Below are 13,360 nucleotides of genomic sequence, written 5' to 3'. Positions count from 1 at the left end.
CTAGTCAGTTGCGGACTGCGCCGGAACCTCGGCCGGACGCTTGAACATCCGGGTGGCGGTGATCTCGCCGTGGATGGCCGGGCCGTCCGGGTCCTGCGGGGCGGGCAGGCCGGGGCGCAGGTGCTCCTCGACCGAGATGTACTTGAGGCCCGCCCGCAGGTCGGCGTCGTTGCGCAGCCGGATGACCAGCGGGAACTCGGCGAGCGCGGTGGTGTCGAACAGGCCGGTGGTGTAGATCAGTTGGACGCCGAGCGCGTCGGCCACGGCCCGCTGGAGCTCCAGCAGGTAGGTGGCGTTCGCGCGGCCGATCGGGTTGTCCAGGAACAGGGTGCCGGCGTGCCGCAGTTGGGACTGGCCGCGGTCGTTGGCGCGCAGCGCGGCCATCGTGCAGTACAGCGCGATGGCCGCGGTGAGCAGCTGGCCGCCGGAGAAGACGTCGGACATCTGGCCGACGCCGACCCGCTCGGCGCGCAGCACCGCGTCCGGCTTGAGGATCTCGACGCTGACGCCCTTCGGGCCGATCGCGGCGGCGACCCCGCGCAGCAGCAGGGACATGCCGTCGCGGCGCAGGTCGCTGTTCTTGCGGACGGCGGCGCGGGTGGCCTCGTCGATGACCTCGCCGAGGCGCTCGACCAGGGTGGCGTGGTCCGGGTCCTCGAAGCGGATCCGCAGGAACTCCTGGCCGGACCACTCCCCCAGGCCCTCGGGCAGCCGGGAGAGCCGCTGGGCGGCGCGCAGGGTGGTGAGCGAGGACTCGACCAGGCCGCGCACGCGGTCGACGATCGAGCCGCGGTTGCGCTCCAGCTGGGCGAGTTCGTCGGTCAGCACGCGCAGCCGGGGCGCGAAGGCAGCGGCCCAGGCGGCGGCGTGCTCGGGCAGCGCGGCAGCGGGCAGTTCGCGGATCTGCTGGCGGGCGGGGGTGCGGACGGCCTCGTAGCGGGCGGCGTTGGCGTGCCGGACGAGGGCGTCGGAGGCGTCGCGGACGGCGAGTTCGGCGGAGGACAGCTCGCCGACGGCGGTGCGCAGGGCGCGGCGGGCCTCGGCGGCGGTGCCGCGCGCCTCCGGCAGCGAGCCGAGGTAGGGCTCGACGGACTGGCCGTCGTCCTCCTGCTGCTCGCGCAGGCCGTCGCGCAGCTGGCCGGCGAGTTCGTCGAAGTCGGCGGCGGCCGCCTGGGCGGCGTCGAAGGTGCGTTGCAGGTCGGCGTGCGCGGTGCGGGCGGCGTCCAGCGCCTCCCGGCGTTCGGCGAGCCGGCTGGTGGCGGTGCGCAGCAGGACCTGGGCGTGCTCGGGGTCGGCGGGGACGAGGTCCTCGGGCAGTTCGGTGTGCGCCTCGCCGTCGGCGGGGGCGGAGCGCTCGGCCTCGCCGCGCAGGCGTCCGAGCTGCTCGCTGGCGGCGGCGGAGCGGGCCTCGATGGTGGCGACCAGGTCCTCGGCGCGGGCGGCCGCGGCCTGGCGGGCCGGGCCGTCGGCGCCGTCGGGGCTGCCGAGGAGTTCCTCGGCGCGGGTGCGGACCTTGTTGGTGAGGCGGTCGAGTTCGGTCGCGGCGGCGGCCTCGTCGCCCTCGGCGCGGGCCTGCTCGGCGCGCAGGTCGGCGCCGACGCCGACCTTCTCGTACAGCTGGGAGGCGGCGCGGTAGGCCTCGCGCAGGGCGGGCAGTGCGGCGGGGGCGGTCTCGGAGGGCTCGTCGGCCTGCTCGGCGGCGGGGATCTCGGCGCGTTCGGCGCGCACGGTGCGGGCGGTGCGGCGGGCGTCGTCGGCGGCGCGCTGGGCGGCGCGGCGGTCCTCGTCGCAGGTGCGGGCGCGTTCGGCGCAGACGGCCTGGCGGCGGTCGCACTCGGCGGCGTCCTCGGCGAGTTCGCGCTGGCGGCGGGCCCAGTTGGCGCGCTCGCGCAGCCGGAAGGCGAGGCCAGAGAGGGCGTCGGCGCGGCGGCGGGCACGCTGGGCGGCCTCGCGGTGCTCCTCGTGGGCGGCGGCCGCGGCGGCGTGGTCGGTCTCGGCCTCGTCGTGGTCGGCGCGCAGGGTGGCCAGGGCGGCGGCGGCCTGCTCGGCGTGCTCGCGGGCGGCCTCGGCGGCGGCGGCGAGTTCGGCGAGGGTGCCGGGCGGGCAACTGGCGTGCCAGGAGGCGAGGCGGGCGGCGAGGGCGCGGTCGGCACCGAGGCGGGCGGCGAGTTCGCGGATGTGCTCCTCGCGGGCGCCCGCCCGGGCGCGCAGTTCGCGGCGCTCGTCGTCGGCGGCGGACTCGTCGTGCATGGCCGGGTTCGGCGGCACCAGGAAGAACGCGGGCTGGTCGGTGATCGGGGCGATCAGGGAGGCGGCGGCGCCGACGGCGACGGTGGAGCGGGGCAGCAGGGCGGCGGCCTGCAAGGCCTCGCGGGCCCGCTCCAGCGAGGCGGGGTCGGTGACGACGACGCCGTCGACGAGTTCGGGGCGGGCGGCGAGGATCGCCTCGTGGTCGGCCGGGTCGACGGACTGGGCGAGGTAGCGCCAGCCCGGCAGGGCGGGGATGCCGTGCTCGGCGAGGTACTCGACGGTGGCCAGGACGTCCGGGCCGGGCGGCAGCAGTCCGCCGTCGCCGAGGGCGGCGAGGATGCGGGAGTCGTCGGCGGCGGCGGTGCGCAGGTCGAACAGGGTGCGTTCGGCGGTGGCGATGGACTCGTCGAGGAGTTCGCGCAGGTACTCGGCGTTGCGGTCGAGGACGGCGGGGGTGAGGAAGCCGGCGTCCTCCTCGGCCCCTGACCCGTCGTCGCTCCAGTCGGTGGGTGCGGGGGTCAGGGAGAGCAGGTCGGCGAGGCGCTGCTCGGTGGCGAGCAGGGCGGCGGTGCGCTGCTCGGCGGCGAGCGCCCGGGCGGCGGCCGTGCGGGCGTCGCCGGCGCGTTCGGCGGCGAGTTCGGCGCGGCCGGTGGCGGCGGCGGCCTCGCGCAGCCGGGCGGCGCAGGCCTCGGCGGTCGTACGGGCCTGGGCGAGGGCGGCGCCGGCGGCCTTCTCGACGTCGGCGGCGTGCAGGGCGGCGCGGGCCGGGTCGACGTCGCCGTCGGCGTCGATGAAGCCGGCCTCGACGGCGGCGGCGGTCTCCTGCTCGACCTCGGCGAGGCGCTGGCGCAGGTGGTCGACCTCGCTGCGGGCCTTCTGGGCGGCGGTGGCGGCCTCGGTGGCGTCGGACTGGGCCTTGGCGCCGTCGTCCTGGAGTTCGCCGGCGCGCTGCTCCTCGGTGTCGGCGCGGGCTTCGGCGGCCGCGGCGGCGGCCTCCAGGGCGCGGGCCAGGGCGGTGGCGGCGCGGGCCCGGGCGGCGAGCGCGGGGGCGGCGTCGAGTTCGGCCTCGCGGATGGCGGCGGCGACCCGGGTGACCCGGTCGGCGGCGGCGCGCTGGCGCAGGACGGTCTCGGCGGCCTGCCAGGCGGAGTGCAGGGTGCGGGCGTCGATGAGTTCGCGGCGCAGCGCGGCGGCCTCGGCGGTGGCCGCGGCGAGGCCCAGGGTGGCGTGCCGGTGGGTGAGTTCGGCGGTGATGAGGGTGTGCCGGGTGCGGTCGGCCTCGGCGGCGGTGACGGCGCCCGCGGCGGCGGCGACCTCGATGGCGAGGTCCTGGGCGCGGTCGCGTTCGGCGGCGGCGCGGGAGGTGAGGGCGTGGGCGAGGCGGCGGGTGCGGCGTTCGGCGGTGCGGTGGGCCTCGCGGACGCTCTCGCGGGCGGCGGTGGCCTCGACGATGCGTTCCAGCAGGTCGAGGGAGCCGGCGGTGAAGTCGCGTTCGGCGGTGAGTTCGGAGCGGCGGCCGAGCTTGGCGGCGAAGCCGTGGACGAGGTCGGCGAGGCCGTCGGTGTCCCGGGTGTCGGTGACGGCGCGCAGCAGCAGGTCGGTGAAGTCGCTGTCGTGCTTGACCGCGAAGAGGCCGGCGGCCTCGCCCTCGTCGGCGTTCATCTCGCGCTGGTAGCGGAAGAGTTCGGGGTCGAGGCCGAGTTCGCCGAGGTGCTCGGTCCAGCGGTCGTGGCCGTCCTCGAAGACCAGGTCGAGGTGCGGGTGGGCCTTGCCGGCCTCGGTAAGGGCGTCGCGGAAGCCCTTCATGGTGCGGCGGCGGCCGCGGGCCTTCTGGTCGCCGGCCAGGCTGATCCGTTCGGCGACCGGCAGCGAGTCCAGGGTGAGGCCGGGGCCGGGGCGGAAGGAGTACCAGGTCTCGGCGAACTTGCGCGGGTCGGAGGAGACCTGGCGGCCGCGCCACTCGCTGACCTTGCCGACCACGATCAGCTCGCCGGTGACGGTGTGCTGCCACTCCAGCGCGACGTGGCCGCAGTCGTCGGCGAGCAGGAACTTGCGCAGCACGCCGGAGCTGGCGCCGCCGAGGGTGTTGCGGTGGCCGGGGAGCATCACCGAGAAGATCAGCTTGAGCAGGACGGACTTGCCGCCGCCGTTCTCCAGGAAGAGCACGCCGGCCGGGGCGGGGCGGCGGACCGGGCCCTCGACGTCCTCGCCGAACAGGCCGATCTGCTGCGGGGCCGGGTCGGCGACGGGCTCGCCGACGCCGCGCAGGTCGAGCACCGTGTCGGCGTAGCGGGCGCCGGCCGGTCCGATCGAGTAGAGGCGGACCCGGTTGAGCTCGTACATGTGCGGCGGTTCTCCGTGGGCGAGTCGGGTAGGGGTGCGAGTCGGGTAGCGGGGTCAGAGCGAGTGGAACGGCAGGCCTACGTCGGCCACCAGTTCGTCGCCGGTGTCCGGCGGCAGCAGGCTGGCGGTGCCGTCGGAGACCGGGACGATGCCGAGGTCGAGCAGTTCGGCCATGGCCGCGCTGCCAGCCAGGTCGCGGACCTGGAGCTGGTAGCGGGCGGTGGTGCGGTAGGTGCCGCCGGAGTCGTCGGAGACCTTCTGCAGGAAGCCGGAGTCGACCAGGAACAGCACGGCCTTGGCGACGATGCCGATGGTGGAGCCGGAGAGCCGGCGGGCGTCCTTGGTGGCGCCGGTGGCGGTGCGCCGGGCCCAGACCCGCCAGGCGGCCTCCAGGCCGGGGGCGTCGGACTGCGGGTCGGTGTTGTCGCCCTCGGTCGCGGCCTGTTCCTCCAGGCGGCGGCAGGCCTGGCGGACGAAGGCGTCGACGCCGTTGACGGTGATCCGGCCGAGGTAGCCGTCGTCGGCGAGGTCCTCGGGCCGGGGGAAGGCCATCGCGGCGACGGCGAGGTGGGCCAGGCCGTGCAGGAAGCGGTCGGTGGACTCGGTGGCGGCGCGGCGCGAGTAGTCGCCCATCCGGACGGCGAACAGCGAGTCCTCGGCGGCGGCGACGGCCATGCCGGCGCGCGGCGAGACCTCCAGGACGACCAGGCCCATGCCGGTGGCGACGGCGTCGGCGAGCCGGGCGAACGGCGGGTCCTCGCGGTGGCGGCGGACGAGTTCGGCGTACTCGGCGTCGCGGGCGGGGAGCAGCTTGGCCTGGAGGCCGAAGGAGACCAGCCGGGCTGCGTCGGCGACGTCGCCGGGGGTGATCGGGGCGGGGGCCGCGGGTTCGGTCTCGGCCGCCCAGGACGCGTCGTGGTGGGTCGTCACGGGCGGTGCTCCTCGGGGCTGTTGCTGGTACGGGCGATCTGGTGGTGCGTCGAGGCGGCGGCTTCGTCAGCCGGCGTCCTTGCGGTCGGCGGCCATGCCGGCCGCGTCGAGCAGGGCGCTGCCGACGATCAGGTCGGCGCCGCCGAACTGCGGGTCGCGCAGCGGGGTGCCGTCGTCCACGGCGAACAGCAGCCGCTCCTCGCCCTGCCGGTAGGCGGTGCCGACCGGCGGGCTGGCCGCGTGGACGGCCAGCAGGGCGACGAGGTACGGCAGCTCCGGGTCCTGCTCGCGGGCCTCGGCGAGCAGGCCGGAGAGCCGGCGGGGGGCGTCGGCGGGCAGGTCGAGCAGGAGCAGCGCGGCCTCCAGCTGGGCTTCGGAGAAGCGGCTGTCGTCCGGGGTGGCGACCAGGTCAGGGTCGGGCAGTTCGGCGCCGAGGTGCTCGCGCTCGACCGGCGGGGTGAGCAGCAGGTCGACCAGGTCGGCGACCCGGACGGAGACCGGGGTGCGCAGGCCGGCGCCGCGGGCGAAGAAGGCACCGGTGGGGCCGACGGCCTGCTCGACCGGCAGCCGCAGCACGGGGGCGAGCAGCTGTCCGTAGAGGTCGATGCCGCTGCGGGCGCCGGGGGTGGCGAAGGCCTGCCGGTCCTGCTCGGCGCGGAACAGCGGGCCGGCCTCCAGCAGGCGGGTCTGCAGCTTCGTGTGCCGGCGGATGCAGTCCTTGACGATGTCGAGCAGCTCGGCGGCGCGGCGCTTGTGCTCGGCCCCTTCGGGGGTGTGGGGCTCGGCCTCGTCGCGGGCCTTGCGGATGTTGGTGAGAATCGCGTTCTCGTGCCGGTAGCGGTCGGCGATGTGGTCCAGCGCCTCGTCGATGAGGTCGGGGATGGCGCGCATCCAGTCGACGGCGCGGACGTTGCGCCGGGTCGCGTCGAGGGCGCGGCGCAGCGTCTCGGCGTACTGCACGGTGCGGTAGCGGGCCTGCTCGGCGGCGAGCTGGGCGTCGGCCAGGCGGCCGCGGCGGATCAGCACCTCCAGCTTGACCTCGGCGGCGATCTGGGCCGAGGTGACGTCGGTGTCGAGCGCGCCGACCAGGACGTTGACCGCCTCGTCGGTGGTGCGCAGGTAGACGCCGCCGTCGGGGCCGGGGACCTCCTCGATCAGCTTGAAGTCGTAGTCGCGCCGGACGTACGCGCCGTCCGCGCCGAAGGTGCCGTAGACGGCGCGGAAGCCCCGGTCGACGCTGCCGACGTTGATCAGCGACTCCAGCACCCAGCGGGCGACCCGCTCGTGCTCGGCGGCGGGGCGGCCGGCGGCCTGGGCGGCGACCCGGGGCAGCAGGCGGGCGAGCACTATGTCGCGGTCGGCGCCGGTGTCGAAGTCCATGTGCAGGGTGACCAGGTCGATCGCGGCGAGGCCGACCTCGGCCATCGCGTAGCCGCCGTACTCGCCCGCCAGGTTGACCTTGCGGTTGTCCAGGTCGTGCAGGGGGGCGGTGCAGGCCAACGCCTTGAGCCGACGGGCCAGGCCCTCGTCGGCGGCGGGGCCGGGCGCGGGCCTCGCCGCGACGGACCCGGCGGGCGGCCGGGGGCCGGGCAGGGTGGGCGGGTCAGCGATGGCGGTCACGGTGGACAAGATTAGAGGTTCGCACCGACATCGACCGAAACGGGCCTTGTGGGCGGGCTGCGCGGCAGGCCGGAGGGCGTGTCGGGGGTGAATTCAGAACGGGATTTCGACGGGATTCCGCCAATTCCGAACCGATATTCGGCAAACCCGTGAAGGCGGCGCGTCGCTACCGTGATGATCGGCCTATGATCACTCGACTGGTCAAAGCAGGCTTCGCCGCCGCGCTGGCCGTGACCACCCTCGCCACCGGTGCCGCCGCCTCGTCAGCCGCCCCCGCCGACGTCCCCGCCGTTCAGGGGCAGCACGTGACCGCGGCCCTCAACGGCTTCCTGCCCGGCACCACCCCTCCCGGACCGGGCAAGCTCTCGGCCGGCTGGACCTCCGCCGGCACCCAGGACCTCACCGGGCCGACCCACATCACCGTCGACCTGCCGCCCGGGCTCACGACCGAGCTCGGCATGTTCTTCTCCACCCCGTACGACTACACCTTCACCGAGTCCCTCTCGCCCGACGGGCGCCACCTGGACGCCGTCCTCATCGGCACCCGCAGGCCCGGGCGCTACGAGTTCATGAAGCTGAACGTGGGCCGCGACTACACCCAGCAGCTGACCGGCCAGATCGTCGTGACCGTGTCCAATCCGAACGACACCGACCCGACCGGCCACGTGACGGCCCTGTCGGTCGACGGGACCACCCCGGCGCCGGTCGTCCAGGCGCCGCCCACGGTCAACGGCCTCGACACCACCACCGGCCCGGGCGCGGGCGGCACCGCGGTGACCGTCAGCGGCAGCAACCTGGCGCACGGCATGGTGCTGGTCGGCGGCGTCCCGGCGGCCGGGACCTGCACCGACACCGCCTGCACGGTGACCACGCCCGGCGGCTCGGGCAGCGCCCCCGTCTCCGTGGTGACCCCCGGCGGCACGGTCGCGGCGCCGGCCGCCTTCGACTACACGGGCGCCCCGCCCCCGCCGCCGCCCGCGCCGACGGTCGGCAACCTGACCTACTCCTCCAGCGGCCCGGCCGCCGGCGGGACCCAGGTGTACCTCCAGGGCACCAACCTGACGTACGGGACGGTCGCGTTCGGCGGGGTGCCGGCCGCGCACGTCTCCTGCGGCCCGTCCTTCTGCTCGGCCACCTCCCCGGCGGCGGCGGGCCCCGGCCCGGTGGACGTCACGGTGACCACGGTGGGCGGCACCAGTGCCCCGGTGACCTTCACGTACACCGCGTAGTCCCGACGCAGTAGTCCCGACGTACATCGCACACTCCCGGCGGTTCCGATGCCCGGGTGCTCCGGCACCCGGGCATCGGCGTGTCCGGGGGTGCGCGCCCGCACGGCGCCCGGGGGTGGCGTGGAGGCCCGGCATCCGGGGGTGGCGCGGCGGCCCGGCGTCCGGGGCGTGCCCGCACGTCAGGGGCTAGTTGAACGCGTTCAAAAGCAGGGTCTAGAGTCGGTTCCGTACAGACGGGACAAGGCCCCGCCTGCTCTTCGGCATGGAGGTTCGCACCATGGACACCAATCCGGGCACCGGTCCCGCGGCGGTACTGCGCAGGGTCCGGCGCTGGCTCTGGATCTTCGTGGTCTGCCTGGTGCTCAGCGGCCTGACGGCCTTCCCGCTGGAGACCGAGACCCGCTGGCTGGCCGACCTCGCGACCGGGCCGGCCGCACCGCTGGCCGACCGCTTCCCGGCCGCGCTGGACTGGATCGAACGCGTCCGCACCGGCGTCGCGGAGACCAACGACCGCTACCCCTTCCTGGCCTACGGCACCGACTGGCTCGCCTTCGCCCACCTGGTGATCGCCGCCGCCTTCTGGGGCCCGATCAAGGACCCGGTCCGCAACATCTGGGTGATCCGCTGGGCCGTGCTCGCCTGCGGCGCCGTCATCCCCCTGGCCCTGGTCTGCGGACCGCTGCGGGGGATCCCCCTGGGCTGGCGATTCATCGACATGTCGTTCGGAATCGTCGGCGTCGTCCCGCTGCTGATCGTGCTGCGGGCGCTGCGCCCGCTGGAACGTTCCTTCCAGGGGCCGGTGGCCGCGAGCTGAGCCGGAGCCGCCCAGCGCCGCCCCAGGGCGTGTGACCAGGGGGCGCGCGCCGGTGGGCCCCCTGGGCCCGGGTCACGGGCAACGGCCTTCATCCGCAGGCCCTACCATCTGGCTCAACAGCTGCTGGAAGGCGGACGGGCGTGGCCGATGCGGTGATCGATCTCAATGCGGACCTCGGTGAGGGGTTCGGACGCTGGACGCTGACCGACGACGAGGCCCTGCTGTCCGTGGTGACCAGCGCCAACGTCGCCTGCGGCTTCCACGCGGGAGATCCGTCGACGATGCGCCGGGTCTGCGCGCTGGCCGCCGAACGCGGCGTCCGGATCGGCGCCCAGGTCTCCTACCGCGACCTGGCCGGCTTCGGCCGCCGGGCCATGGACGTCCCCCCGGAGGAGCTCGCCGACGAGATCGCGTACCAGATCGGCGCCCTCCAGGTCTTCGCCCGCGCGGCCGGCTCCCGGGTCTCCTACGTCAAACCGCACGGCGCCCTCTACAACCGGGTGGTCACCGACTCCGAACAGGCCGAGGCCGTGGTGGCCGGCGTGCTGCGGGCCGGGGCGGTCTGCGACGGACCGCTGCCGGTGCTCGGACTGCCCGGCTCCCGGCTGCTCGCCGTCGCCGAGGGCGTCGGCCTCGCGGTCGTCGCCGAGGCCTTCGCCGACCGCGCGTACACCTGGGCCGGCACCCTCGTCCCGCGCCGCGACCCGGACGCCGTGGTGCACGACCCCGAATCGGTGATCACCCGCGCCGTCGGCATCGCCCGGGACGCCTCGGTGGAGGCCGTCGGCGGCGAACGGATCGCCGTCGAGGCCCGCTCCCTGTGCGTCCACGGCGACACCCCCGGCGCCGCCCAGCTCGCCTGGCGGATCCGCGGCGCCCTCGCCTCCGCCGGGGTCCGGGTGGAGGCGTTCACGTGACGCCCTCCGCCGTCCGGCGGGTCGGCGAGCGGGCACTGCTGGTCGAACTCGACGACACGGCGCAGGTCGCCGCGCTGTACGGATGGCTGCGGGAGCGGCAGGAGAGCGGGGCGCTCGGCGCGGTCGAGGAGATCGTGCCGGCCGCGCGCACGGTGCTGCTGGACGGCGTCGCGGACGTCGACGCCCTGGCGGCCCTGCTGCGCACGGCCCGTCCGTCGGCGGCCGCGGCGGCGACCGGGCCGCTGGTGGAGGTGCCGACGGTGTACGACGGCGGCGACCTCGCCGAGGTCGCCGCCCTGTGGGGGGTCTCCGAGGAGGCCGCCGTACGGATCCACACCGGGCCCGAGTACGTGGTCGCCTTCTGCGGGTTCGCGCCCGGCTTCGGCTACCTGACCGGGCTGCCGCCCCGGTACGCGGTCCCGCGCCGGGCCACCCCGCGCAGCAGCGTCCCGGTCGGCTCGGTCGCCCTGGCCGGCCCGTACACCGGCGTCTACCCGGGCTCCTCCCCCGGCGGCTGGCAGCTGATCGGGCGCACCGGGCTCGTGCTCTGGGACACCGGGCGCGAGCCGGCGGCGCTGCTGGCGCCCGGGGTGCGGGTGCGGTTCACGGCGGAACGGGCGTAGCGGGGGTGCGGGCCCACGACGGGCGGCGCGCGGTCCCCGGACGGCGGAGCCCCGGACGGCAGAGCCCCGGACGGCGGGGGACGGGGTGGCGAGGGACGGGACGGGGGCGGACGGGGTGGGGGCGTTGAGCGGATTGCTGGTGGTGCGGCCCGGGCCGTTGACCACCGTCCAGGACCTCGGACGACGCGGCGTCGCCCACCTCGGGGTGCCCAGGGCCGGGGCGCTGGACGAGCCCGCGCTGCGGGCCGCGAACCGGCTGGTCGGCAACGAGCCGGGCGCCGCCGGGCTGGAGACCACGCTCGGCGGGGTCGCCCTGCGCGCCCTCGGGCCGGTGGTCGTGGCCGTCACCGGAGCACCCTCGCCCGTCCGGGTGGACGGGCGGCCGGCCGCGTGGGGTGCGCCGGTCGCGGTGCCGGCCGGGGCGGTGCTGGAGGTGGGGGCGGCGACCGCCGGGGTGCGCGGCTACCTGGCGGTCGCGGGCGCGATCGCCGTCCCGCCGGTCCTGGGCAGCCGCTCGACGGACCTGCTCTCCGGCCTCGGACCGGCCCCGCTCGCCGCCGGCGACCGGCTGCCGGTCGGCCCGCCTCCGCCCGACCGCCCCCGGCCCGACCTGGTGCCGCTGCCCGCTCCCCCGGCCGAACTGGTGCTGCGGCTGCGGCTCGGCCCGCACGCGGACTGGTTCGAGCCTTCGGCGCTGACCCGGCTGGCCCGCGACGGGTACCTGGTCTCCCCGGCCGGCAACCGGATCGGGCTGCGCACCGAGGGCCCGCCGGTCACCCGCGCCCGGGTGGGTGAACTGCCCAGTGAGGGCATGGTGTTGGGCGCGGTGCAGATCCCGCCGGACGGGCTGCCGGTGGTCTTCCTCGCCGACCACCCGACCACCGGCGGCTACCCGGTGATCGGCGTCGTCCCCGCCGCCGACCTCGCGGCGGCCGCCCAGGCACGCCCGGGCACGCCGGTGCGCTTCGTACTGCTGCGGGAGCGCTGAGCGTCCGCCCGCACGCCCCCTGCGATCCCGACACGATGGCTGTCCGCACGCCACCGAGGCCGCCGCGGTCCGCTCAGGCGGCGGGGGCGCCGAACCACCTGGACAGGTGGCCGCGCAGGCCCTGCTGGTCCTCGCCGACCCACGCCACGTGGCCGTCCGGACGCAGCAGCACCGCGGGCACGTCCAACTCGTCGCTGACGTCGACGACGTGGTCGACCCGGTCCGCCCAGCCCGCCACCGAGAGCCCGCCCGTCCGGTCGAGCAGCAGCCCGCGGCCGCCGTGCATCAGCCCGTAGAGAGGGCCGCGCTTCAGCTGCACGTCGCGCAGCCGGCGGCCGAGCAGTTCATGCCCTTCGCCGAAGTCGTAGCGGACCCCGATCGCGGTGATCTTCTCGATCAGGTACCGGTTCACCTCCTCGAAGTCCGTCAGTTCCGCCAGCAGCCGGCGCACCGCCTGGGCGCCGGGCTCCAGGGACATCAGGTGGATCTGCGCGCGGGTGTTGTCCAGCACCTCGGCGGCCACCGGGTGCCGTTCGGCGTGGTAGCTGTCCAGCAGCCCCTCCGGCGCCCAGCCGTCGACCTCGGCGGCCAGCTTCCAGCCCAGGTTGAACGCGTCCTGGACACCGAGGTTGAGCCCCTGCCCGCCGGTCGGCGGGTGGATGTGCGCCGCGTCGCCCGCCAGCAGCACCCGGCCGACCCGGTAGCGCTCGGCCAACCGGGTGGCGTCGCCGAAGCGCGACAGCCAGCGCGGTGAGTGCGCCCCGAAGTCGGTGCCCGCGACGGCCCGCAGCTGCTGCTTGAACTCCTCGAAGGTCGGAGCGGCCGTACGGTCCTCGGCCACCCCCTCGGCGGGCACGATGACGCGGTACCCCCCCTCCGCCTCGCGAACGGCGCCGAACCGCAGCTGGGTCCTGCGGACCTCCGCGACGACGGCGGCGATCGTCTCCGGCTCCTCGGCCAGCTCCATGTCGCCCAGCAGCGTCTCCACCCTGGAGGGCTCGCCGGGGAACCCGACGCCGAGCAGCTTGCGCACCGTGCTGCGGCCCCCGTCACAGCCGACGAGGTAGCGCGAGCGCAGCCGCGTGCCGTCGGCCAGTTCGGCGCTCACCCCGTCCTCGTCCTGGCTCAGCCCGACCAGTTCGCAGCCGCGCCGGAGCTCGGCGCCGAGTTCGGTGGCGTGCTCGGTCAGCAGCCGCTCGGTGACCGCCTGCGGGATGGCCAGGACGTACGCCTGGGTGGTGTCCAGCCGCTCCGGCCACTCCTTGCCGATGCCGGCGAAGAAGCCGCCGACCGTGAACTTCCGGCCGAGCGACAGGAAGCGCTCCAGCAGCCCGCGCTGGTCCATCACCTCAAGGCTGCGCGCGTGCAGGCCGCGCGCCCGGGCCGGCAGGGGCTGCTCCGTCTCCTTCTCCAGCACGAGCACCCGCACGCCGTGCAACCGCAACTCGCCGGCCAGCATCAATCCGGTCGGCCCGGCTCCGACCACGATCACGTCAATCATCACAAACCCCCAGGTATACCCGCAGATCCCGGCTTCGGCCGGTCATTCTGCGGCACGGCAGGGGCCTTGCGGCAAGCCCCCCGGCGCGCTATACCTTGAGAGTGGCAAGGAGAGTCGACGACCTCCTTGCCTTCGTGGTTTCCGG

9 protein-coding genes are annotated in these 13,360 nt (G+C 75.9%); 5 read left to right on the top strand and 4 right to left on the bottom strand.

The window, feature by feature from the left end; all coding sequences use genetic code 11:
- From OG556_RS28885 to OG556_RS28875, 3 genes are all read right to left on the bottom strand, one after another.
- The gene (locus OG556_RS28885) at nucleotides 1-4,593 is read right to left on the bottom strand and encodes a hypothetical protein (protein WP_371521222.1); all 4,593 of its coding nucleotides are present in this window, start codon (nucleotides 4,591-4,593) and stop codon (nucleotides 1-3) included.
- A 54-nt stretch (nucleotides 4,594-4,647) separates the two neighbouring features.
- Nucleotides 4,648-5,523 (bottom strand): hypothetical protein, encoded by an 876-nt coding sequence (locus OG556_RS28880; RefSeq protein ID WP_371521219.1) that lies wholly within the window; start codon nucleotides 5,521-5,523, stop codon nucleotides 4,648-4,650.
- A 66-nt stretch (nucleotides 5,524-5,589) separates the two neighbouring features.
- On the bottom strand, nucleotides 5,590-7,134 hold the full coding sequence (locus tag OG556_RS28875; protein ID WP_371522965.1) for a hypothetical protein: 1,545 nt from the start codon (nucleotides 7,132-7,134) through the stop codon (nucleotides 5,590-5,592).
- A gap of 194 nt (nucleotides 7,135-7,328) precedes the next feature.
- Here OG556_RS28875 and OG556_RS28870 point away from each other — a divergent pair, with 194 nt between their 5' ends.
- The 5 genes from OG556_RS28870 (at nucleotide 7,329) to OG556_RS28850 (ending at nucleotide 11,714) form a co-directional block, all read left to right on the top strand.
- Nucleotides 7,329-8,372, top strand: a complete 1,044-nt coding sequence (locus OG556_RS28870) for an IPT/TIG domain-containing protein (protein WP_371521216.1) — start codon at nucleotides 7,329-7,331, stop codon at nucleotides 8,370-8,372.
- A gap of 277 nt (nucleotides 8,373-8,649) precedes the next feature.
- Nucleotides 8,650-9,186 (top strand): hypothetical protein, encoded by a 537-nt coding sequence (locus OG556_RS28865; protein ID WP_371521213.1) that lies wholly within the window; start codon nucleotides 8,650-8,652, stop codon nucleotides 9,184-9,186.
- A 140-nt stretch (nucleotides 9,187-9,326) separates the two neighbouring features.
- Nucleotides 9,327-10,103, top strand: a complete 777-nt coding sequence (locus OG556_RS28860) for a LamB/YcsF family protein (RefSeq protein ID WP_244293516.1) — start codon at nucleotides 9,327-9,329, stop codon at nucleotides 10,101-10,103.
- Complete coding sequence (pxpB, locus tag OG556_RS28855) at nucleotides 10,100-10,726, top strand: 5-oxoprolinase subunit PxpB (protein WP_371521210.1); 627 nt, start codon at nucleotides 10,100-10,102, stop codon at nucleotides 10,724-10,726. Before OG556_RS28860 ends, pxpB begins: the two co-directional genes overlap by 4 nt.
- A gap of 124 nt (nucleotides 10,727-10,850) precedes the next feature.
- Nucleotides 10,851-11,714, top strand: a complete 864-nt coding sequence (locus OG556_RS28850) for a biotin-dependent carboxyltransferase family protein (protein WP_371521207.1) — start codon at nucleotides 10,851-10,853, stop codon at nucleotides 11,712-11,714.
- Between the two features lie 73 nt (nucleotides 11,715-11,787).
- Here OG556_RS28850 and rox read toward each other — a convergent pair whose 3' ends face one another.
- On the bottom strand, nucleotides 11,788-13,215 hold the full coding sequence (gene rox, locus OG556_RS28845; RefSeq protein WP_371521204.1) for a rifampin monooxygenase: 1,428 nt from the start codon (nucleotides 13,213-13,215) through the stop codon (nucleotides 11,788-11,790).
- Nucleotides 13,216-13,360 lie beyond the last annotated feature (145 nt).

This window comes from Kitasatospora sp. NBC_01300 (assembly GCF_041435235.1).
In the GTDB taxonomy this organism is placed as follows: domain Bacteria; phylum Actinomycetota; class Actinomycetes; order Streptomycetales; family Streptomycetaceae; genus Kitasatospora.
This window is presented reverse-complemented; position numbering and strand designations above follow the sequence as displayed.

Excerpts from the sequence above, each read along its gene's own strand:
- rox (WP_371521204.1), bottom strand. The coding sequence starts at position 13,215 with ATGATTGACGTGATCGTGGTCGGAGCCGGGCCGACCGGATTGATGCTG.
- OG556_RS28865 (WP_371521213.1), top strand. The coding sequence starts at position 8,650 with ATGGACACCAATCCGGGCACCGGTCCCGCGGCGGTACTGCGCAGGGTC.
- OG556_RS28870 (WP_371521216.1), top strand. The coding sequence starts at position 7,329 with ATGATCACTCGACTGGTCAAAGCAGGCTTCGCCGCCGCGCTGGCCGTG.
- OG556_RS28885 (WP_371521222.1), bottom strand. The coding sequence starts at position 4,593 with ATGTACGAGCTCAACCGGGTCCGCCTCTACTCGATCGGACCGGCCGGC.